We start from the raw sequence: 19,975 nt of genomic DNA on the forward strand, positions 1-19,975 counted from the left end.
CCTGCGCCGGGCTTTTTTTTCCAATTCTAAGAGTGGACATTGCGATTGCGCAAAACCGTAGTTTCACCAGAAATTTTAAGGAATATGGAAACGTACCTGAAGTTTTTAAAGGGCATGTTTTCCTTTGGATGGCAGGGAAATTAACGGTTGGATTTTTTCTGGAAATAGTGTAGAATGAGTGTAAAACGTAAGATAAGGAGACGGTTAATATGGCATATACATTTACAAAAGATTTGGAAACCGGCAACCCGTTAATTGATTCCGAGCATCGCCAGCTGATTGATGCAGTCAATAACCTGCTTGCCGCCTGCTCTACAGGGAAAGGCCGCGCAGAATTGGCGAATACTACCAAATTTCTGCAGGACTATACTGCAAAGCATTTCGGCAATGAGGAAAAGCTCCAACTGCAGAATCAATATCCAGATTATGTAAACCACAAGCGTTACCATGAAGAATTCAAAAAAGTGGTCGCAGGAATCTGCGCGAAGCTGGAGAAGGAGGGCCCGTCCATCGCCCTGGTCGGTGAAGTCAACAGCGCCATAGCGGGCTGGCTGATCAACCACATCAAGAGAGAAGATGTCAAGGTCGCTGCTCATATTAAAAGCAGGTCTTAGTCTTCCAGAATAAAAATGCATCTCAAACCGATATTTTGACAAAACAGGCTGGGAAACAAAACAACGCTCCGGCAGAAGGAAGGAATACGATTATGAAATATCTAAATTGCGCATACTGTATGAAGGGTGAGCTTGTTGCAAAGTTCGGCTATCCCATTTGCGAAATGGAAACAGGATTTTTATATTTATTTAAAGAGCAGAGCAAAAAGGGCAGAGTTATCCTGGCTTATAAAGACCACGTCAGCGAACTGGTGGATATTGCGGAAGAGGAAAGAAATGCCTTTTTTGCTGATGTTGCCAGGGTTTCCAGGGCTGTCCATAAAGTATTTAACCCGGATAAGGTGAATTACGGCGCTTACGGCGATACCGGCTGCCACCTTCATATGCACATCGTTCCAAAATACAATGACGGGGACGAATGGGGCGGTACCTTTACCATGAATCCGGACAAGGTATATCTCACAGATAAAGAATATGAGGATATGGCGGCTGCCATACGAGCCGCATTATAAGAAAGAAATAATACTCATGAGGAGGATATCGGATCATGTTAGATGAAATCAGAACACAGGCTACAATGGCTGCAAAAGAGCTGCTGGAAGCGTCACATTTAAATGAAAAGGACTTAGTCGTTATCGGTTGCTCCTCCAGTGAGATATCCGATCACAGGATCGGTTCCCATTCCAGTGCGGAAATCGGACAAACTGTCTTTTCCGCCATTTATGAGGTTTTTAAAGAACAGGGAATTTATGTTGCAGCCCAGTGCTGCGAGCATTTAAACCGGGCTTTGATCCTGGAAAAAGAGGCAGCCATTCTATATGGCTACGAACCGGTCAATGTGGTGCCCCAGGTAAAAGCCGGCAGCTCCCTTGCCACTGCTGCATACCAGACCCTGCAACACCCGGTAGCGGTAGAATCCATCAGGGCCCATGCCGGAATTGACATCGGCGACACCTTGATCGGTATGCACTTAAAGGCCGTGGCCGTTCCGGTCCGTATTAAGACCAGGTACATCGGTGCTGCCCATGTGGTCACCGCCCGTACTAGACCGAAATATATTGGCGGAGTCCGCGCCTGCTATGACGATTCCTTGGGATAAACAAAACAGTGACCGCAGCATCAGGAATTTAGGCTGCAGCCTGCATAGCTATTTACACAGCGCAAAAAAAGCGCGCCTTGAGATTGCTTTTACAGCTAATCAAGTCGCGCTCTTTTACGCTTTTTATAAAGCTATTTTATGGCGGTTTCTTTGGTTCCGTTCATTATTCCATGGTAGCATGTGTAAAGAACCAGAAGCCGTATGGGGAGTGCCATGTACCCTTTAATTCAGGTTTCTGCAGGTAGAAATCGCTGGAGTATACAAGCGGTGCAACCGCTGCGTCTTCCATGATCATCTTTTCTGCTGCATGAAGCTTCTCATAATGCTCTGCCTTATCAGCCGTATCACGGGCCTGATTTAACAGACTGTCCACCTCGGGATTGGAATACTTTCCGTCGTTGTTTCCGCTCTCTGAGGTGAATAAGTTCAGCATATTGGAAGGATCGTCATAGTCATATACCCAGCCACCGCGGGCGATCTGGAAGTCACCGGCCCTACGGGTTGGTGCGAAGGTAGACCATTCAACAATCTTAATATCCATTCTAATGCCCAGCTCGCTCCATGCGCTCTGAAAATATTCTGCAATCGGTTTATTGTAACCGGCTTCGTTGGTCATATATTCGATCACCGGGAAGCCTTTTCCGTTTGGATAGCCTGCTTCTGCCAGGAGTTCTTTTGCCTTATTAAGATCTTCTTCATAATTGTTTACGTTAAAGTAATCACCGCCGTTGTTCTTTCTGGTGACTTCTTCAAAGGAAGAACCGCCTTCCACATCAGAAATACCAGGGCCTACAAAGTTGGTAGCCGGTATAACAGTTCCTGCCATTACGGTACTGGCGATGTACTCACGGTCAACTGCAAGGGTTAATGCACGGCGTACCAGCGCATTGTCAAAGGGTGCCTTTGTAACGTTGTAAATCGTATAGGAAGTAGCCATACGGGGTTCCAGGTGATAATCCGGCTTGCCCTGAAGGCTTGGGATCTCATCAGTAGGAACATCCTTGATCATGGAAACTTCACCAGTCTGATAAGCGCTGTAAGCCGCATTGGAATCTTCCATAAGAACAAATTTTAAGGTGTTTAAGGTTATAGTATCTGCATCCCAATAATTTTCATTTTTAGCAAAGGAAATATGGGAACCTGGTACCCATTCGATCATCTTTAATGGTCCGTTGGAAATATAGGTATCAGGAGTTAAGGACCACTGGTCACCCTTTGCCTCAACGACATCCTTTTTCACAGGAGCCATGCTGGCATGGGTACAAATTTTATCAAAATAAACGCAGGGAGAAGCAAGCTCCACTACAAAGGTTTTCGCATCAGATGCGGTTACGGCCAGGGCATCAACGTTTCCTGCTGCTGCATCCTGATATCCTTTTACCATAGAAAGCATGTCTGCTGCATAAGGAGCTGCTGTCGCAGGATCTGCCAGACGCTTCCAGGAATATACAAAATCTTCTGCGGTAAGCTCAGATCCGTCACTCCATTTCAAACCATCACGTAAATGGAACGTATAGGTAAGTCCGTCATCACTCACATCATAGGTCTCTGCCTGACCGGGAATAATATTATTATCCTTATCAAAGGTTAAAAGTGTCTCAAATGCGTGCAGGATCATATTAGCTGCATCAATTGACGAATTTAAGGCCGGGTCAATAGTCTCCGGATCAGGACCGATCTGTACTGCCAGATCAAGACCTCCGGCTTCGGTATTTCCTGCTGCTTCTGTTTTCTGTGTTCCGTTGCCAGCTGTACCGGATTTGCCGGAACCGCCGCATGCTGTCAGGATCATCCCTGAAGCAAGGACTGCCGCTAATACAAGCGCCATTTTCTTCATATCTGTTCCTCCATATCTGCTTTATTCTTGCGTCCGTCCTTGACAGACAACGCAGGATCTAGCATACCACAGAAACAAGGTTCTTGCAACGAGGAAATTTCTGACATCCCTTCATTCTGCGCAGTGTTATCATGGTAAATCAGTAAAGGGCCGGACATTTCCAGGTATGGAAATGTCTGGCCCACAAAGACATTTTTATATTTTATCAGCGGTATGAGGTCTGCACTGCCTTCATTAAAACCTTTGGTTCCTTCACATAGGGGGTGACCGGACAAATCTTTTTATTTGCTCCCATCAGCGTGTAAACAGCGATTCTGGCGGCCCGGACTGAATATTCCTCGGTAAATACCATGTCGTCCGGAATCTCCACAAACTGGCTTACCATAGCGAAATTGGTAGAGCCTGCAGGAACCACCTTCGGGCGGTCTGTCATTTTGCGGGGCTGGAACTGGGCATCAACATAAGGCATCATGCAGGGAATGACATTGACCACATCTGCCAGGATCTCATCCTTACGGTTTTCCATATGAAGATGATGGAGAAGTTCAATAAGCATTTCTTCTCCTGTACAATCCTTCATCGGTTTCTTTATGAAGTCTCCTTCGCGGTCTGTATAAAGCCCATATCCCCAGAAGATCGTCTGGTCCATAGGCTGATTGATAAAGTGAGGCTGAGCAGCCACAACTATGCTCATCAGCCAGTTGGAATCCTTAAAGGTCATAAGGGCTCCGCTTCCAGGTACATTGCCGGAGTAGTCTTCTATCATTTTAAGAAGCTTGTTTCCGCGGCTTGTTACGGTAAAGCTTTCCCAATTGGTCTCATGAACGTCGCCGAAGAACGGATAAGGATTTCCAAGGCTAGGCTTCTTTGCAGATACTTTGGTCCATAATTCCCCGGATATTGGCCTTAAAACAGGCTCCGGAGCGGGAGTATGCAGATCTCCCAGGGTCGCACTGTCAGTCATACAGGCATTTGTCATGATGCAGATTTCGCCATCTTGAAGCTCGATCTGCCTGTCTATGCCGTTATCCTTTAAATAAAGCACTTTAGCTGTAATTCCTTCTCCGTCTGCAAAATCTATATCAGTAACCGTACAGTTTTCCGCAAAGATAACTCCCTGTTTTCTTAAATAGTTTTCCAGAGGGCGGATGACACTGTCATACTGGTTTAATGGTGTTCTTGTTACCCCTTCCAAAGTTTCGATCCTGGAAAATTCCAGAATCATCCGGCGCATGTAGCGGCGGAATTCAAAAAGGCTGCTCCATTTCTGGAATGCAAAAGTGGTCTGCCACATATACCAGAAATTCGTTGTAAAGAAATGAGGCATGTCAGCGAACCATTCTTCAATGGTCATATCATCCAGCTTTTCTTCCGGAGTATTCATAAGCTTTAACATGGCCATGCGCTCCTGCTGTGTAAATCCCATGCTCTTCACATCAAGGATGGTACCATTCTTGTCCACAAGTCTTGCCTTTGCATGGGTGGGATGGGCATGGTCAAAGCTTAAGATCTCTTCAGCCACGCTCCGGGCTGGGTTATTTAAAGAAGGGATGGAACGAAACAGTTCCCAGAAGTTTTCGTATGTCTCTTCATTGAGCATACGTCCGCCCCGGCATACAAAGCCCTTTTCCGGTGTTCCGATGCCATCGTTGCTTCCTCCAAGAATATGCATTCCTTCAAATATTGTAATCTGGTCTCCCGGCATGTTGCAGTCGCGTATGAGATAAGCCGCTCCTGCCATGCTCCCCAGACCGCCGCCTACAAAATATGCTTTTCCCGGAGCCTGGCCGTTTTCCTGATGCATCATGTTTTCTTCATTCTTTAAATCCATCTGTTTCTTTGAATAATCATAGGCTTTTTTTGCAGCTACTCCTGCTGCAGTTGCCGCAGCTCCCCATGCAAGCACTTTTCCGAAATTATTTTTTCCTCTCATATGCAACGCTCCATTCTTTCTATGAATTGTGATAACTGATACGCTTATATTATCATACTTCATTTTATCCGTCACCATACATGGTTTTTCAGTTGTATAAAAAAACGACATCAGGGAAATGATGTCGTAAAACCAGACAATTCTTCGATTTTGTCTATAGAAGATTTTTTTACCTTATTTTAATATAAATATAATGAAAAAGGAGGACTTTTTATGTCGGCCACTATACACAAACACATCCGGGAGTCCGTCCTGAAAACGGCGCTGCTCCACCAGTTAAGAAACGGGCAGAAATCACCGGAGCGGACAGCCCGGAACTTAGAAGAGCTGCTGGAAAAATTCAGTCCAATATCTGCAGAGCTCTTTTCTTATTCTGATCTGGTTGCGCTCATTAAAAGCTGTTCTAAGGAAGAATGCCTGGATATCATCATGCATAAGCTTTCTTAAAGCTCCGCCTGGCTCCGGAGATAACCGGCACGCTCCGTAGCCCTGGCCAGGCTTTTTAAGCGATCCGCCACAAGCCGCGGTTCCGTCTTCATTCCCTTCTCCACCCAGTCAACGATAATCCCGCAGATGCCATATGAATAAAATTCTGCATCAAAATCCTTCTCCTCCATGGTAAGTTTCTTCTTTTCATCCAGCTTTATAATCGCTTCGGAAAACAAGGCTTTTGCCATCTCGAACAGATAACTCTCAAAGGTATGTTCCTGTTCTTTCATGGTATTGATATAAAAGGCTTTTTCCTCTTTCATGTTCTGAAGCAGTTCATAGATCTTCTGGTCCCAGTTCTCAAGAGTAATGTCTTCTGCTATTTTTGCAAAATTCTCATTGTAATAGATCCAGCTTAAAAGTTCATATTTATCCTGAAAATGATAATAGAAGGTCTGCCGGTTTAATCCCCATACGGATGTAATATTGGATATGGATATCTTATCAAAGGGTTTTTCTCTGCATACCTGTTTTAAGGCTTCCGCTATTGCGCGTTTTGTAATCAGCGAATCCGACATAATCCCTCCTGCTCTATGAACTTTTCATTCCTGTAAAATAGTTGCTGAGGGAAGCAAACTGCTTTAAAGTCAATGCCTCTCCCCGCACGGATGCCCCAAGCCCAAGGCTTTCAACCGCCTCTGCGATCTGTTCCTTTGTAAAGGGAACCTCCGGTGAATTGTTTAATCCGTTTTGAAGCGTCTTTCTTCTCTGGTTAAAGGAAGCGCGGATCAGCCGGAACATAAGTCCCGTATCCTCTGCCTTTACAGGCGGCTCTTTGTAGCGGGTCAGCCGGATCACCGCAGACCCCACATTTGGACGGGGCATAAAGCAGTTAGGCGGGACGTTTGCCACAATATAGGGCTTTGAATAATACTGGACCGCCAGGGAAAGAGCGCCGTAATCCTTGGAGCCAGGCCCTACCTGCATACGGTCTGCCACTTCCTTCTGGACCATGACCGTAATATTGTCTATTGGCACCATGTTTTCAAAAAGGCCCATAATAATTGGGGTCGTGATGTAATACGGCAGATTTGCCACTACCTTGATGGGACGTCCGCCGTTATACTGCTCAGCTATCTGATTGATGTCAACCTTAAGAATATCATTATGGATAACGGTCACATTCTCATAGTCTGCCAGGGTTTCATTGAGAATGGGAATCAAGTTGGAGTCGATTTCCACTGCTACCACATGTCTGGCGTTTTCAGCCAGGTACTGTGTCATCGTGCCGATCCCCGGCCCGATTTCCAGAACGCAGTCTTCCTTTGTTACGCCTGCTGAGGCTATGATTTTATCTAATACATGAGTGTCTATTAAAAAATTCTGTCCAAATTTCTTCTGGAATGCGAATTCGTATTTCCGAATGATCTCAATCGTTTTTTGGGGATTTCCTAATTTACTTTGCATATAGTATTTTCCAATCATTTTTTATTAATTTATGGTATCTTATTATGATCTAAAAGTCAATGATTTATAGACAGGCCCAGAATGCTAGGCCTTTTATAAGATTATACCATATAATTCCTTTTGACTTCTCGAACGTAAGTTCGTATAATCTTCTTAAAGGTGAGGTGATATAAACTATGACAGGAACGTGTGGACTTGCACCAGATATAAATAAATGTCCTAACTACAATGCAGATACGGAAAGTTGTGCTGTCAATAATGATGTATGCGGTTTTTTTAGGGAAATAGGCGAGGAAAACGAAGAAAAAGCGGAATACAAAAGAGAACCACGATGGTACGAACAGTTTTATAATAGGTAGAAATCTATATGGGAGTTTTCGGAATCGGGACAAATGTAAAAAGAATTGATAGTGGTATTATAAGAGGCAAGACATACCCAATTGCTTGCATGGCTTGGTATGCTCCTGATCGCCCACCGTGTCCACTGATTTTTAAATTTGAGGGCGAGGACGGCATTTTACAGACTATAACTGGTGTTAAAATAAACTGTACTGACTATAAATGTTATTACGGTGAGCAGGTTAATGAGTATAAATGTGACGCAGTTCTTGGTGGCATACGGTATGGATTTAAGCTAATTTTTTATATAATGGATAATAGATGGGTTATGATAGTTTAATGAAATACGGCGGGCCCGGAATACATCGGATACCCGCCTGTATTTTCCTCAAAAAGCCCCGGTTTCCCAGGGCCATTCCATTACTTATTGTATTCGTTTACTTCAAAGTTAGAAATTTGTTCATACGCAAGGTAATCTTTTCGACTCGTGAATGAAGCTTTGTTATAATCTTTTTCAATCATATAGGCTGGGCCTGAAGCCGCTTTGCTGTTATACCATGTGATAAAGTCGTTGATTTCATCCATGGTCATTTCGTACTCCTTCCGCTCGCCGGTCACCATGGTAATGACAAGTAGAGCCCGATTTCCTGTAATTTGTACTGGAGCTATTTCTTTTATGGTAAAACCTGTATAAGTCACCATTTCCTGTGAAAAGTTATAAAAACCAAATTTTCCAGATTGAAATGTCTTATCTGTAATAGTTATATCGTCTATTACTTTAGTTCCCTCTTTTACAACAATATTAATTTCTCCTTTATCTGTATATGTAAGTGCAAAATGATAAAGAGTTTTATGAGCGTAAGCAATATTATTATGGTATAATAGTTTTATTTTATTTTCACTACCTGATGTCGACCATAGGTCAGCTTCATTAACTGCAGAATCTGTATTTACTACTTTAACACTCATTCCTTGTTTACCGCTATCTCCAAAAATATTGTCATACCCACCTGCCTGTTTCCAGTCAAACAAATAATAATGGCCTACATCTTTATAACCAAAAACAAAACCTATAAAATCGTCATCATCTAATGTATCGACACTGAAAGATCCCTCTATTTTCGTATTTATGCAATCTACATCGCTTATAAATGCTGTAGCTTTAGAATGAAGAGTTTGTGTCACAGAAGTTTTTTTGTCATCTAGTTTCCAATTAGGATCTACAGGACCTTGACGGTCCTTTGCTAAAATAACACTGCTCCAATTAGATAAATCCATCGGCTTAGCTTCGGTCGCAAAACAATTCATATTGGTTGCTAATGATACCAAAAAAAACACAGCTGTAAAACAAAATAATTTCTTTAAGTTTTTCATATTTTTCCTCCAAGTAAATTTTATATAATTATATAATCATTGTTAATTAATTTAAAGACTTATAATGTCTATCTAATAGTATTAAAATTAAAGGTTTCACTCTTTAGTTATTTAATTAATCCTCTCAATTCAGTTTATATTAAAGTGTTGAAAATTCTCCTATGCACTGCACACCAGCCAGATCTGATACATACAACGCACATTCCAACGGATGCCCCGCTCTCGGCTCAAAGTAGTAATCTTTCCCATCGATTACTTGCCAACTTGTTACAGCATATCCGTCCTTATTGAAATAGTACTTATGGCCATTGATGGTCTGCCAGCAGGACTTATAATATGTACTCTTAGTATCAGCATACCACCAACCATTCTTATCATGATTCCATCCTAGAGTATATTCGGCAGGAGCTGCAAGAGCAGCCTTAAAACCGTCCCAGGTATGCTGAGTGTGATTCCATACATAAGGATTTGGACAAATCTTCCCCGTTACATCATGATGACGGATCACCCGGTCCACAGGTATGTTATATTTCGCCATCAACTCCTTGGTCAACGCAATCGCTGCCTTTACCGTAGCGTCCTCAAAATACCAGTCCCGGCTTGTGTCTGCCAGATTTCCACTGCTATTTCTTACACACATTTCAATACCAATACTGTTCTGATTCCTGCATTCCGGGTGAACGTATGATTTTGCCCCACTATGCCATGCAATGTTCTGATCTTCAACGGACTGCCAGACCTCTCCGTCAAACCCAACATAATAATGGGCGCTGGCCCCAATGTATTGGGAGGCGTAATATTTGCAGTTTGCTTCTGCTCCCCCAAGAGCTCCTACATAGTGGATTACAATGTACCTAATGCGATCCGCAGTGCCGGTATTATAATTATAAGGTGTAAGTAATTTCTTGATCTGCATATTTCCTCCAATCGAAAAGGCCCAGGATCACCCGGGCCCGAAAAGTTGTGATATTACAACCGTCCTGCAGATTTCACAGGGCGGATTATTCTGTTACTTCTGCCTTTTTCTTTAATATGTCAATGGCTTTGATCAGCACCGCAGGGAGCGGCAGGCCCATAAGCCCGGCATTCTCCACGATGGAGATCAACTCGTTTGCCATGAATCCAATAATCACCATGTCCCGTATGTAATTAGTCCCGATGGCCAGATCCAGACGGTAGGCGATCAGGACAAACAGGAGGGTCATTCCTTTGCGGCACAATCCCTTAAAGCCAGCTTTTGATTCCAGAGCCCCGGTTTCTGTTTTGGTACTCCTCTTGAAGATTCCGGCCACCGCTAATCCTGAAAGAAAATCAATGACCATAAAAAGGACCAGAGTACCGATCCCGGTATCCCAGCCCCCAAATAATGATGCTATGAAGCTGCCTACCACCCCCGCAGCTGTACATAATGTATTTTTCATATTTCCCTCACGCTTTCTTATATTCATTCCCGGTGATATCCAGGTATTCTTTTTCGGTGATCCAACGTTCCACAGCATTCCATACCATTCCCTCTGACCACAAACCTGCTTTGTAAAAATCTTTGACCTTATCATAATTTTTGCTCATTGTGTTATACCTCCTCTACGTCAATACCGGACATCATGGAAAGATACGCTACCTGGGCATTTAAGCCGACAATCTGTTTACTTTGTCTATTTATTTCGTCCTGCATTGTTGGCAGCCTGTACTCAACAACCAGTACTGAACCCAAGACCTCAACGTTACCATACACCGGTTTACCATCATCGTCAGTTCCGATTTGTTTCTCCTCAATGCCCACTGGAAATCCCGACTGTGGCTTGATTTTACCAGTATAGATCAGGTTATCTTTTCTCCATTCCTCCTGACCTTCCCTATCATATTTGACAATGGTATTGCTAGAGGATAAAGCCTTGTGTATAGTGTCAATCGTATTTGATCCGATGATGATCGACACTGTTCCTGTATCACTTGCACGATCTAAGCTACAACTACCTGCTGCAATGTCCATAGTTGTTTCACCTACTTTAATACTCTCCTGTTTCATAATAATTCCTCCTTATTGTGTTGTCATATAAGTTGCATTAAAAAGGGTTTCTGTCCCTGCTGAAATATTGGTCCTTAAATAAAGGTGGATACGACCAGTAGAATCGAGCCAACAATTTTCCACGGAACCTTGTGGACCGAAAGTTATTATCACATTGACACCAACAGGCGGTGGGAATCCACTTATGACATAATCGGTACCTGTACTTAGATTTGCAGATACTGCCACTCTACACAGGATAGTCACTATTGCTGCTCCATTACGGTTCCCATGTCTTACATACCCACCAGTCAAGGTGCCCCAAGTACAGGATAAACCAGATGTACCCATGTCCCATATCTGAGTGCCGTTATCGTTGAATGTACGACCACCGTTACTCCAAATTTCATTTGAAACCGTCCCTGCTGGTTGGTTACCAATCTTACTCACTATCGACCCATACGATGGTGTTATCCCATAAGCGTTAGTTGATCCTGGTGCCCAACTCTCGGAAGATATTCTGCTATTAACCACATTTATTGCAGAATATTTATTTGCTATCTTGCAACTGGAAGCACCACCACCGGATTCTCCGAAGTATATACCATTGTTCGAAGATAATGCCGTTGCTTGGCAATATCTAAATAATACATTATGACTTCCCCACGTAATAAACGCTGTCATAGTAGCTGTGGTGGCAGTAAAGCCATTCACCTGTACATACGATCCACAATACTTAACAAATACCAATCGTACCTTACATGTATCCGCCAAGGTATCCTTCGATGAACTAAGTAACTGAAGTTCTCCACCATGGAAGGATAGAATATTTACATCTTCATCATATGTACCTGCTGCTACCTGTATAATCGCTATATGTCCGTTTAAATCCTTCGGTAGTATGTCGACTGCCCTTTGTATAGTTTTGTATGGCTTCGCAGATGTTCCATCGCCCGTTGTATCTGATCCGGTTGTTGCCACATAATAGGTCACATCGGCTTCAAGAGGTTTGATGTTTTTCAGGAACGTTAGTACTTTGCCTAAAAACCGCTTAATAGTCTCCCCTACAGATGGAATGGGAAACTTTGTTTCGAATAGTTCCACTCTCTCCACTACGGTTTCTGAAATATCGCCGCCAGTAGCATCCACCCTCTCCAGCACGTCCTCGATCGTGGCAACTCCTGAAGGGTGCACCGTGATTTGAATATATGCCGTATCCTGAACTACAGACTGGACATTGTAAATATAGGCTGTAGAAGCAACTCCATTATACTGAGGCATTTCATCTGGTACCAAAGCGGTTACAATGCAAAACAGGACCTCCTGGGCCCCGTCCATTGCATATAAACCGATATTCTGTATGTAATACGTGGCTTGTATTTCCTCGTTACTGAAAAGTGTTCTTGTCTGGATTAAATCGTTACTTAATACTTTTGTTTCAGGAGATTCCATGATCTGCTTAACACCCTGCATATCAGTTAATGCCTTAAAATCCGTATTATCCGGATACTTATAGTTAGAGGTCTTGGCCTTTGTAATACTTAACTGAATCTCTCCGGCTACGGCCCTGGCAGTCAGGTTTTCACCCGCAGCCGTTATAATTGCTTTATTATACTGTCCCATTATACCTCCTTAGATTGTTGTTATCTTTGTGCCGCTTATAGTAGTTCCGATGTAAAGACCACCTTTAATATATTTTTTCGCTTCCTGACTTGCAATGATCTGGATATGAGCGGGTATGATATCCCACAGAAGATCATACAGAAGGTTAACGGCACCATATCGGTCAGAAGTGACCTTGACGGTCAATAGACAGGTTTTACTATTTACAGATAAGGTATACCCATCGGGCCCATAGAGCTCTGCCAGGCGGTTCCTGAGAAACCCAATTGTAAACGGCACAACAGTATTATATCTTTGCAGGATCCTGCTTTTTCGGTATTCCAGCGTCTCCCCATACTGATAAGCAATACCAAATCGTTTCTCATAAAGAAGGATTGTATTTTCGTCCGCGGTCTGGATAAAACAATTATTTCTTACCGATCGAATGCTTTCCTCTACCGCCTCCAGCTCCACCTCTTCCGCTTCCAACAGCTTGTTAAACTCCAAAATATTTTTAAACCATTCCGGGAGAAGCATTTTTAAATTAACCATTTATCGTCACCGTTCCTAAAACTGGCACTTGCTGCACAGTAGAAGTCTCTACGCATACCACATCCGATGCGGATCCGTTTATAGTTACGTCAGTTACATTCACAATTTCAGGAATGGTAAGAATCGCATATATAATCCTGGACACATACACGGTCACGGCATATTCTATTTTTTGACTTTTTAGCATGGCTCCCCAGGACTGCCGGACCGAAGCCAGGTATTCTTCCATCTTCTCTTCGATCTGGCTTTTGTAGGTGAGCTCTCCGCTTTGGATACTGGACAGAAATTGAACGGTAAGGGAAATATCAAGTTTCAATTCTTCACCGGTCCCGATTGTCACCGCTGCCCCGATCGGCGCCAGCCCGTATCCATTGGGTGAAGATTCTGTTTCATCATCTTCCGGGGGGCAAATTGTATTTTGTACCAGATCAATAAGAGTACTTCCCGCAGGTTTATAGTTCCCGTCGAGGATGCTGCACAAAACAGTCCCTCCTCCCTGCCAAGTAGGATATATCTGCACGGCTCCCACGCCCTCAATAGCAAGAATTGCATTTCTATAAGAAGCAATATTACCGCCAAAAGTTGCAATGTCAAACGTTGCAAAGTACCGTTCTCTCAGGGAGGAATCCGTTTCCTCCTCCGTGCCTCCGGAAAGTAACTTGGTAAGCTGTGCGGATGTAAGCCCTGTCACATAATCAACAGCGACCAGCTGGCCGGAATAATTATTTCCGATCTCTCCCGCAGTTTCACATTCCATCTTGTAGCCGTAGCCTGCTTCCGTCTGGTCAATAAATTCCAACACCTTATATGTCAGATATCCGCTGCCGGTTAGAGCTGAGAAACGGGAACCAATGGGAACCTGGATATTAAAAATACCTTTTTTTACTGCCCGGGCAGCTGCTTTCCTTTCAAGGCCACGCTCGGCCACCAACATATTGAGCCAAGCCCCTCCAGCAGTTTCAGCAAAGGCATTCTTCTGGACAGAATCTAAGTCCAGATATAACCCTTCCAGATGCCAGCTCTCAGGGCCAAGAGCGGTCTGAATCATGGACCCCTCTCTTTTATCTATTGTATCGGGCACCCGATTTAATTGAGCTGCCAGTATATTTGCATAAGTCTTGTTACTAAAATCAATCAAATTTCCACCTCCCCAGGGACAGTACCATACACGGTTTTAATTTCAAAAGTACATTTCAGCGTCCCCAGCTCTATGGTATCAAATACAAAATTATTCACTGAAAGGAACCGCTTATCAGCAGAAAAAGCCTCTTGAATACGCCTTTTTAACATACTGGCCACGTATTCCGGAGACTTTCCAATTAGTTTTTTTAATTCCCTGCCAAAATTAGAAGTATAAATCTGATTCTGATATCTTTCCACGCTCAGTATAACCTCTGCGGCCTGCTTCATTGCCTCCAGGCCACCGCCTACCTTACTAATAGTACCAGTACTTTTATCCACCAGATAGGTTTCTGTGGGATACTCCTTACTCTCATTTTCATAAACAGCCGTGCTTGCTGATTCTGGTAATGTTGCCATCGTATCACCTACACTTTCGACATTACAATATAGTTCTGGCCAGCATTGGCTTTCAATACCAGCACCTTATCTCCAGGCTTTATGCCTGGGTTGACAATAACCGATTCGCCTTGCACAGTTACGGCACGGTACCGTAAGTTATCTGTCAGTACGGCCACAGGTTCCGTTATAATCAACTGTGTAGCCTGGATCCTTAGAGTCAGAGGAGAAACCGACACTACGGTAGCATAACCGGTATCCAATAGGTCCATAGCTTTTACAGTATCGTAAATGATGGACTTTAGCCTTTCTATTAATTCCATGACAAGCCTCCTTAAGTATTTATGATCTTCGCCTCGATGCTCATTGTATGCTCTCCGTCTGAAAAGGTGTGTTTTACTTTGTCCAGAACCAAACGATACCCGACAGCTAGCTCCGGAATATCCTTGATTTTAAATGTAACCATCGCTCCCGCCTTAATACCCGGTACCCCACCAACGCCATCTACAGATATGGTTTTAAGCACCCGATCATAATACGCTGCCATAATATTTCCCTGTTGGTTAATCTGCGCCTCGTTCAAGTTCTCATCTACCTTCTCATACTTTTGCAGAAGCCCCCATTTTTTAATAGTAGAACTGTCTTTAAATATATAGGTATCTTCTTGCCCGGTTTCCTTATTTGGGCGGACGAGTTTCACTAGGTTGTAAGTATCTGAGTCAATATCCGATTTATAGGAATAATCCGTTATGATGCTTCCGTTGCCAATAAGGATATCAGATGTCATATTCTTAGCTTCTTTGAGAGACAGCTTTCCAAAATCATCGTAGAAAACAAAGATTTTACCGGTATTATATTGAGTTACTTGTAAGCCATATTCGATGATATCTAGGCATTCTGTATTTTCCTTGGTGAGAGTAGGTATGATGTATCCTGTGTCCTCTAAAGTTCCCACCTGCAGCTGCATATCGGTAGCAATCTGCTGGATTATCTCCCCCAGCTTCTTTCCAACAAAGCTATAACTGGATTTTGCTTTTAAATAACGGAGCTGATCATAAGCCGTAACAGAAACAACGCCCCACCGGTCCTGCTCTGTAATAAACACAAAGCCATGGAAAATTTCTTTCCCATCAACATAAAACTGAACCTTTGCGCCTTCCGTAAGATTGATCGGTTTTTGCTGCAGAAAAGAAAATGTCAGTTTTCCCGCACTTCCGTTTCTATTTGTGGTATAAGTGACTTTCTGGGTAATGGGAGCATAATCATACATTGTATTAGACTCAGCATTATAAATCAGAAGTTTGTGGCTCATCCAATCACCTGCAGCTGATCTGCCTTAATCCAACCGCGGCTCCCACCTATCAATATTGGATAGGGCCTAGAAGCGTCTGGAATAATCCTTGAAACTGTTGTTGTTAAGTTGTTGGCCGTACCGGTAGGCTTATCTCCGTAACTGCTGCTGAAATAGGTGCCGTTTGCAATGACTGAGGCCCCCACACGCAATTCAGGCGCTGCTGATAGTGGTCTTGGCTGTTCTTCAACCTGAACGGCTCCGGTTGTAGACGCTTCTGGTTGCGGAAGCACAACTTTGATCGGAGCATAATCCCGATATTCTTTAAACTTTATTTTGTAATATACATCACCAGCTTCCCCACCTTTTTCCGTAGTCTCAAAGTTATCTATCACCGCACTGATATTTGTATCATACATATGACTACCCCTGGCATCGTACCGGCTTATCACAAGGTCACATATTTCCTCGTTGTCCCGGGCCTCCAATATTGCCTCCACATAATCCCCGGGTTCTATCCAGTCATGTCCATAAATAAGCGGATCGTCTTCGTCTCCCGGGAAATAAGATTCCCAGGATACCTCCATCAAAGAAGGCAGCCTGGGAACAACAATTTCTCCTATATCTAATATGTTATAGGTTTTATGATCGGCGGGATATGAAACAGTGTACTCTTTAGGATTGACAGGAAACTCTATAGTATTTCCACCTATATCGGCAAAAAATTTATACTTATTTCTCATAAATCCTCCTATCCTATAGCAACATTGCTGCTGGAAGCATGTTGCGCGCCCAATATATCGCTTAAAGTTTTGAACATCGCATCGGTATTATCGGGCCCGGCACCACCATAGTTATTTTGATTTACGGTCGCATTAGTCTGTGGTACTGTAAGATTTACCAAGGCTACATACTGCCGTTCTGACAAATCCCGAAGGAGCTTAATATTTTCATCGGCAATATTTACATCCTCTTCTATTTTTCCAACCTTGCCTACCTTGCCTACTTCATCTAATTTTCCCGCTCCTACTGCGCCTCCTACTCCACCCATTTTTCCAGTAAGGCTATCAAGGCTAAAGCTCATGTTATCCATCCTTTTACCCAAATTAGCCCCTATATTTCCACCAGCTGCTGCGGTACCTTTTACATCAAGGGTGCTCATTCTTTTTATCTTGATTGCATTCTCTCCAAAATTTTCGTCTACCCATGATCCCACTTTATCCCGGAATCCGAAAACAGCAGACGAAAAATTGCTTCCAAGTAGCGCGTCAATAGCACCAGCTACTGTTTCTACGATACCAAGAATCGTATCAAAAACATCTGCAAAGAACCTGGCGGTTGCGCCCAATGGGTCATTCCATACATTTGCAAAAAATTCAGCAAAGGAAGCTATAACATTCCAAAGAGTTGCAAAAATATTATAACCAACCGCATAAATCATTCCGAAGACCTGACCGACCCAACCGCCTACCTCTTCCATGCCAAAGCCAAACTTCTGAGCGGCAATCAACGCACTTGCCAGTAACACAACAAACAATATAATCGGCCAGTTTGCAACAGCCCAAGCTGCTGCTGTTGCTAGTGCGCCTCCCACATTTGCCAAAGCTGTTGCTATGGCTTGTGCCTTTGCAATTCCAAGACCTATCCCAATAGCCGCAAGTACTGGCAAAATGAGGTCCAGATTATTAATCACAAAACCCGCCCCGTTGGCCAATACATCAATAACGCCTCCCGCTACATCGGCCAAAATATCAAGGGAGCCAATAATGCCCTCTATCGCCTTTTGCCCGGTGACGCTGTTTAAAAACTCATTCATTTTAGCGAGAACTCCATCAAGGGCGTAGACTCCAGCATTTTTTATCAAGTTCCATGAGTCTGCCCAGGTCATTGGTATACTCTCAAACTGTTCGTTAATCTTATCCGTTGCGCTTAGCATGGCATTTTTTACAATATCCGCTGTAATCTCGCCGTCTGCTGCTAAGCCCCTGATCTCACCTATAGGTTTACCCAGGTAGTCAGCAATAGTCTGTATCACGTTGGGGGCAGCCTCGAAAACAGCATTCAATTCCTCACCGCGCAGAACGCCGGATCCCAACGCCTGGGTAAGCTGCAGGGAGGCGGATGCAATCTCCTGCTGACTGGCTCCCGCTATTTTAAACTGCTTATTAAGGTTTTCAGCAAATGCCAGGACTTCATCACTTCCTGAAAAGGCATCGCCAGCCCTTTGCCCCAGCTTCGCTACAACATCCGCAGTAGCGAGGTAGCTTGTTCTAGTTCTTTGGGCCGATAAATATATCTTTTCTTGGAGCTGTTCCGTTTCTTGAAGGCTATTATTCATGGCTTCATTTCCTTGCCCGCTTGCGTCAGCTGCTGGAGACTGAAACCCTTTATTCATAAGGTTTAATCTGGCGGTTGTCTGCGTCATTTCATCAGATAGGCCAAACAACTCCTTACCCATAGTAAATCCCGCTGCAACTGCCACAACACGTTTTACAGTTGATAACAGCTTGCCCGCTGAATCATTGGTATCTTTTACTTTTTTATTATGATTATCCTGTTCCCTGGCAGCTCTTGAGGTATTATTGGCAATTTTGATCAGCTGCGCCTCCAAGCGATCAAATCCAGAGGAGGAGATTTCATTAGCAGAATCCCCGATCTGCCTCATATTTGCTATGACTGCGCCGGTGGCTCCACCAATGGACCGACGCATAGTAATTTCCGTTCTTGTGACTGACTGGTCAATACGCTGCATCTGATTTACAGCAGAATTTCCAAGGTCGAGGAACCTGGAAAAAGATGCGCTGAACTGGTCACTTAGTATAAATTCTTCTCTTATCTCTCCCATAGTTCCTCCTTTACTTCTTGGGTCGGTTACTAATTTCTTTTACTGCCATCTGGTACATTAATATTTTTTCGTTTTGGGGTAGGTCTGCGACTTCCCCGGGGAAGCGACCGTGATTGACAAACACATAGTAAGCCAGTTGCACATCCATGTCTCCCCCGTTTAGAAGTTTTTTGCTTCTTCTATTTTCTCCTTAGGATCCACCATACCATTTAATCCCATAATTGCCTCAGACAAGCGGCTATATTCTCCAATGCTCAGCATCTGGGATGGAACCTCTAACGGATCCTCTGTACCGTAATATTTACAAATTTCCTGATTGTTAAAGTCTGGCTCCTGTACGCAGGCAAGGACCAGTCTCTTGGTATACAGGAGGTTATCCAGTCCCTCAACAGGTTTGCCATTTACATTCGACATTTTCCTGCTCATACGTGCCAGCTTCTCGTTTTCCTTCTGAGTTATGGCCTTAATTACAAATGGTGCCGGGTTGCCCTCATCATCTTTAAACCGATCGGAAATGATAACTTCCTTTGTTACTCCTGTTACCGGTGGCTGTAAAAATGCTTTTAGTGCACTCATAAAATTCTCCTATTCTCCCAGCTGTGCCGGGGCTCCGAAAGCGTTTAAAATTTCCACGTTGGTGAAGCTGAACGAAACATCCATGCTCAGGTAATCCGCACTATCATCCAATATAGCAATGGGAAGCTTACTAAGTTTGACGTTATAAAGGGCAACAGTCTGAGCCCCCACCGTCGTTCCCTTGTCGTCATTTGTTATCTGAATAGTAAAATAGGGCAGTCTACCTGTTTTTAAATAAGTCTTTAACATATTAAGGAACTCTGGCGTACCATAATAAATTGTGAAGCTACCAGTCAAAGTTACACCCTTTGTTTTTTTCTGCACCAGATTGGTGCCTACTACATTAAAATCCGCTTCCTGAAACTCGGCGTCGGCCTGCATCTTCTTTAAGCCGAACATTTCCACGTTTCGGCCATCAATCACAGCAAAGGCTCGGCCTGCCTTACCGTTTAAGGCGTCTTGCTCTAATAAAAATGACATACTCTACCTCC

Annotated in this window: 25 protein-coding genes; 6 read left to right on the top strand and 19 right to left on the bottom strand. The window is 43.6% G+C overall.

The annotated features are described in order from the left end of the window. The first annotated feature begins 209 nt into the window (after positions 1-209). The 3 genes from AC27IJ_RS19260 (at position 210) to AC27IJ_RS19270 (ending at position 1,713) form a co-directional block, all read left to right on the top strand. Positions 210-614, top strand: a complete 405-nt coding sequence (locus AC27IJ_RS19260) for a bacteriohemerythrin (protein ID WP_312445616.1) — start codon at positions 210-212, stop codon at positions 612-614. Between the two features lie 92 nt (positions 615-706). Next, complete coding sequence (locus AC27IJ_RS19265) at positions 707-1,126, top strand: HIT family protein (RefSeq protein WP_487150318.1); 420 nt, start codon at positions 707-709, stop codon at positions 1,124-1,126. A 35-nt stretch (positions 1,127-1,161) separates the two neighbouring features. Next, positions 1,162-1,713, top strand: coding sequence for a TIGR01440 family protein (locus AC27IJ_RS19270; RefSeq protein ID WP_312445612.1), 552 nt, complete (start codon positions 1,162-1,164; stop codon positions 1,711-1,713). A gap of 163 nt (positions 1,714-1,876) precedes the next feature. Here the strand turns inward: AC27IJ_RS19270 and AC27IJ_RS19275 are convergent, their stop codons facing one another. Both AC27IJ_RS19275 and AC27IJ_RS19280 read right to left on the bottom strand, forming a co-directional pair. Further along, positions 1,877-3,550, bottom strand: coding sequence for a peptide ABC transporter substrate-binding protein (locus tag AC27IJ_RS19275; RefSeq protein WP_487150320.1), 1,674 nt, complete (start codon positions 3,548-3,550; stop codon positions 1,877-1,879). A 205-nt stretch (positions 3,551-3,755) separates the two neighbouring features. Further along, a complete protein-coding gene (locus tag AC27IJ_RS19280; RefSeq protein ID WP_312445608.1) occupies positions 3,756-5,483 on the bottom strand; it encodes an oleate hydratase in 1,728 nt (575 codons plus the stop codon). Between the two features lie 213 nt (positions 5,484-5,696). On the opposite strand from AC27IJ_RS19280, the gene AC27IJ_RS19285 reads away from it, so the two are divergent. After that, a complete protein-coding gene (locus AC27IJ_RS19285; RefSeq protein WP_312445606.1) occupies positions 5,697-5,930 on the top strand; it encodes a hypothetical protein in 234 nt (77 codons plus the stop codon). On the opposite strand, the gene dhaS is transcribed toward AC27IJ_RS19285, so the two are convergent. Together dhaS and rsmA are read right to left on the bottom strand one after the other, a co-directional pair. Then, positions 5,927-6,490, bottom strand: a complete 564-nt coding sequence (gene dhaS, locus AC27IJ_RS19290) for a dihydroxyacetone kinase transcriptional activator DhaS (RefSeq protein ID WP_312445605.1) — start codon at positions 6,488-6,490, stop codon at positions 5,927-5,929. The genes AC27IJ_RS19285 and dhaS overlap by 4 nt on opposite strands. A 13-nt stretch (positions 6,491-6,503) precedes the next feature. Beyond that, complete coding sequence (gene rsmA / locus AC27IJ_RS19295) at positions 6,504-7,379, bottom strand: 16S rRNA (adenine(1518)-N(6)/adenine(1519)-N(6))-dimethyltransferase RsmA (protein WP_487150323.1); 876 nt, start codon at positions 7,377-7,379, stop codon at positions 6,504-6,506. A gap of 176 nt (positions 7,380-7,555) precedes the next feature. Here rsmA and AC27IJ_RS19300 point away from each other — a divergent pair, with 176 nt between their 5' ends. After that, positions 7,556-7,738 carry a hypothetical protein gene (locus AC27IJ_RS19300; protein ID WP_487150325.1) on the top strand — a complete coding sequence of 61 codons (183 nt, stop codon included), beginning with the start codon at positions 7,556-7,558 and terminating at the stop codon, positions 7,736-7,738. Positions 7,739-7,746: 8 nt separating this feature from the next. Beyond that, positions 7,747-8,058 (top strand): hypothetical protein, encoded by a 312-nt coding sequence (locus AC27IJ_RS19305; RefSeq protein WP_487150327.1) that lies wholly within the window; start codon positions 7,747-7,749, stop codon positions 8,056-8,058. Between the two features lie 80 nt (positions 8,059-8,138). On the opposite strand, the gene AC27IJ_RS19310 is transcribed toward AC27IJ_RS19305, so the two are convergent. From AC27IJ_RS19310 to AC27IJ_RS19380, 15 genes are all read right to left on the bottom strand, one after another. Beyond that, positions 8,139-9,092 carry a hypothetical protein gene (locus AC27IJ_RS19310; protein WP_487150329.1) on the bottom strand — a complete coding sequence of 318 codons (954 nt, stop codon included), beginning with the start codon at positions 9,090-9,092 and terminating at the stop codon, positions 8,139-8,141. 139 nt (positions 9,093-9,231) lie between these two features. Beyond that, complete coding sequence (locus tag AC27IJ_RS19315) at positions 9,232-10,008, bottom strand: N-acetylmuramoyl-L-alanine amidase (RefSeq protein WP_487150331.1); 777 nt, start codon at positions 10,006-10,008, stop codon at positions 9,232-9,234. Between the two features lie 85 nt (positions 10,009-10,093). Next, positions 10,094-10,513, bottom strand: coding sequence for a phage holin family protein (locus AC27IJ_RS19320; protein WP_487150333.1), 420 nt, complete (start codon positions 10,511-10,513; stop codon positions 10,094-10,096). 7 nt (positions 10,514-10,520) lie between these two features. Next, complete coding sequence (locus AC27IJ_RS19325) at positions 10,521-10,661, bottom strand: XkdX family protein (protein ID WP_487150335.1); 141 nt, start codon at positions 10,659-10,661, stop codon at positions 10,521-10,523. 4 nt (positions 10,662-10,665) lie between these two features. Then, the gene (locus tag AC27IJ_RS19330) at positions 10,666-11,121 is read right to left on the bottom strand and encodes a hypothetical protein (protein WP_487150337.1); all 456 of its coding nucleotides are present in this window, start codon (positions 11,119-11,121) and stop codon (positions 10,666-10,668) included. Between the two features lie 12 nt (positions 11,122-11,133). Next, a complete protein-coding gene (locus tag AC27IJ_RS19335; protein ID WP_487150339.1) occupies positions 11,134-12,723 on the bottom strand; it encodes a DUF1565 domain-containing protein in 1,590 nt (529 codons plus the stop codon). 9 nt (positions 12,724-12,732) lie between these two features. Beyond that, a complete protein-coding gene (locus AC27IJ_RS19340; protein ID WP_487150342.1) occupies positions 12,733-13,254 on the bottom strand; it encodes a putative phage tail protein in 522 nt (173 codons plus the stop codon). Continuing rightward, a complete protein-coding gene (locus tag AC27IJ_RS19345) occupies positions 13,247-14,392 on the bottom strand; it encodes a baseplate J/gp47 family protein (protein ID WP_487150343.1) in 1,146 nt (381 codons plus the stop codon). The genes AC27IJ_RS19340 and AC27IJ_RS19345 overlap by 8 nt, the downstream gene beginning before the upstream one ends. Next, positions 14,389-14,793: a DUF2634 domain-containing protein gene (locus AC27IJ_RS19350; RefSeq protein WP_487150345.1), complete on the bottom strand. Its 405-nt coding sequence runs from the start codon at positions 14,791-14,793 to the stop codon at positions 14,389-14,391. The genes AC27IJ_RS19345 and AC27IJ_RS19350 overlap by 4 nt, the downstream gene beginning before the upstream one ends. An 8-nt stretch (positions 14,794-14,801) precedes the next feature. Further along, complete coding sequence (locus AC27IJ_RS19355) at positions 14,802-15,095, bottom strand: DUF2577 family protein (protein WP_487150347.1); 294 nt, start codon at positions 15,093-15,095, stop codon at positions 14,802-14,804. A gap of 11 nt (positions 15,096-15,106) precedes the next feature. Further along, on the bottom strand, positions 15,107-16,084 hold the full coding sequence (locus AC27IJ_RS19360) for an XkdQ/YqbQ family protein (protein WP_487150348.1): 978 nt from the start codon (positions 16,082-16,084) through the stop codon (positions 15,107-15,109). Beyond that, positions 16,081-16,806, bottom strand: coding sequence for a hypothetical protein (locus AC27IJ_RS19365; RefSeq protein ID WP_487150350.1), 726 nt, complete (start codon positions 16,804-16,806; stop codon positions 16,081-16,083). Before AC27IJ_RS19365 ends, AC27IJ_RS19360 begins: the two co-directional genes overlap by 4 nt. Positions 16,807-16,814: 8 nt before the next feature. Next, positions 16,815-18,908 (bottom strand): tape measure protein, encoded by a 2,094-nt coding sequence (locus AC27IJ_RS19370; protein ID WP_487150352.1) that lies wholly within the window; start codon positions 18,906-18,908, stop codon positions 16,815-16,817. Between the two features lie 159 nt (positions 18,909-19,067). Next, on the bottom strand, positions 19,068-19,484 hold the full coding sequence (locus tag AC27IJ_RS19375) for a phage tail assembly chaperone (RefSeq protein WP_487150354.1): 417 nt from the start codon (positions 19,482-19,484) through the stop codon (positions 19,068-19,070). Positions 19,485-19,493: 9 nt separating this feature from the next. Next, positions 19,494-19,964, bottom strand: coding sequence for a phage tail tube protein (locus AC27IJ_RS19380; protein WP_487150356.1), 471 nt, complete (start codon positions 19,962-19,964; stop codon positions 19,494-19,496). Positions 19,965-19,975: the final 11 nt, after the last annotated feature.

The organism is Lacrimispora sp. YZC11 (genome assembly GCF_057543815.1).

What these genes read in the sequence shown, in the direction of transcription:
- AC27IJ_RS19275 (WP_487150320.1), bottom strand. Translation starts at nt 3,550, where the DNA reads ATGAAGAAAATGGCGCTTGTATTAGCGGCAGTCCTTGCTTCAGGGATG.
- AC27IJ_RS19315 (WP_487150331.1), bottom strand. Translation starts at nt 10,008, where the DNA reads ATGCAGATCAAGAAATTACTTACACCTTATAATTATAATACCGGCACT.
- AC27IJ_RS19360 (WP_487150348.1), bottom strand. Translation starts at nt 16,084, where the DNA reads ATGAGCCACAAACTTCTGATTTATAATGCTGAGTCTAATACAATGTAT.
- AC27IJ_RS19370 (WP_487150352.1), bottom strand. Translation starts at nt 18,908, where the DNA reads ATGGGAGAGATAAGAGAAGAATTTATACTAAGTGACCAGTTCAGCGCA.
- AC27IJ_RS19350 (WP_487150345.1), bottom strand. Translation starts at nt 14,793, where the DNA reads ATGGCAACATTACCAGAATCAGCAAGCACGGCTGTTTATGAAAATGAG.
- AC27IJ_RS19380 (WP_487150356.1), bottom strand. Translation starts at nt 19,964, where the DNA reads ATGTCATTTTTATTAGAGCAAGACGCCTTAAACGGTAAGGCAGGCCGA.
- AC27IJ_RS19320 (WP_487150333.1), bottom strand. Translation starts at nt 10,513, where the DNA reads ATGAAAAATACATTATGTACAGCTGCGGGGGTGGTAGGCAGCTTCATA.
- AC27IJ_RS19330 (WP_487150337.1), bottom strand. Translation starts at nt 11,121, where the DNA reads ATGAAACAGGAGAGTATTAAAGTAGGTGAAACAACTATGGACATTGCA.
- AC27IJ_RS19300 (WP_487150325.1), top strand. Translation starts at nt 7,556, where the DNA reads ATGACAGGAACGTGTGGACTTGCACCAGATATAAATAAATGTCCTAAC.
- dhaS (WP_312445605.1), bottom strand. Translation starts at nt 6,490, where the DNA reads ATGTCGGATTCGCTGATTACAAAACGCGCAATAGCGGAAGCCTTAAAA.
- AC27IJ_RS19260 (WP_312445616.1), top strand. Translation starts at nt 210, where the DNA reads ATGGCATATACATTTACAAAAGATTTGGAAACCGGCAACCCGTTAATT.
- AC27IJ_RS19365 (WP_487150350.1), bottom strand. Translation starts at nt 16,806, where the DNA reads ATGAGAAATAAGTATAAATTTTTTGCCGATATAGGTGGAAATACTATA.
- AC27IJ_RS19285 (WP_312445606.1), top strand. Translation starts at nt 5,697, where the DNA reads ATGTCGGCCACTATACACAAACACATCCGGGAGTCCGTCCTGAAAACG.
- AC27IJ_RS19375 (WP_487150354.1), bottom strand. Translation starts at nt 19,484, where the DNA reads ATGAGTGCACTAAAAGCATTTTTACAGCCACCGGTAACAGGAGTAACA.
- AC27IJ_RS19340 (WP_487150342.1), bottom strand. Translation starts at nt 13,254, where the DNA reads ATGGTTAATTTAAAAATGCTTCTCCCGGAATGGTTTAAAAATATTTTG.
- AC27IJ_RS19305 (WP_487150327.1), top strand. Translation starts at nt 7,747, where the DNA reads ATGGGAGTTTTCGGAATCGGGACAAATGTAAAAAGAATTGATAGTGGT.
- AC27IJ_RS19325 (WP_487150335.1), bottom strand. Translation starts at nt 10,661, where the DNA reads ATGAGCAAAAATTATGATAAGGTCAAAGATTTTTACAAAGCAGGTTTG.
- AC27IJ_RS19265 (WP_487150318.1), top strand. Translation starts at nt 707, where the DNA reads ATGAAATATCTAAATTGCGCATACTGTATGAAGGGTGAGCTTGTTGCA.
- AC27IJ_RS19310 (WP_487150329.1), bottom strand. Translation starts at nt 9,092, where the DNA reads ATGAAAAACTTAAAGAAATTATTTTGTTTTACAGCTGTGTTTTTTTTG.
- AC27IJ_RS19280 (WP_312445608.1), bottom strand. Translation starts at nt 5,483, where the DNA reads ATGAGAGGAAAAAATAATTTCGGAAAAGTGCTTGCATGGGGAGCTGCG.
- rsmA (WP_487150323.1), bottom strand. Translation starts at nt 7,379, where the DNA reads ATGCAAAGTAAATTAGGAAATCCCCAAAAAACGATTGAGATCATTCGG.
- AC27IJ_RS19335 (WP_487150339.1), bottom strand. Translation starts at nt 12,723, where the DNA reads ATGGGACAGTATAATAAAGCAATTATAACGGCTGCGGGTGAAAACCTG.
- AC27IJ_RS19355 (WP_487150347.1), bottom strand. Translation starts at nt 15,095, where the DNA reads ATGGAATTAATAGAAAGGCTAAAGTCCATCATTTACGATACTGTAAAA.
- AC27IJ_RS19270 (WP_312445612.1), top strand. Translation starts at nt 1,162, where the DNA reads ATGTTAGATGAAATCAGAACACAGGCTACAATGGCTGCAAAAGAGCTG.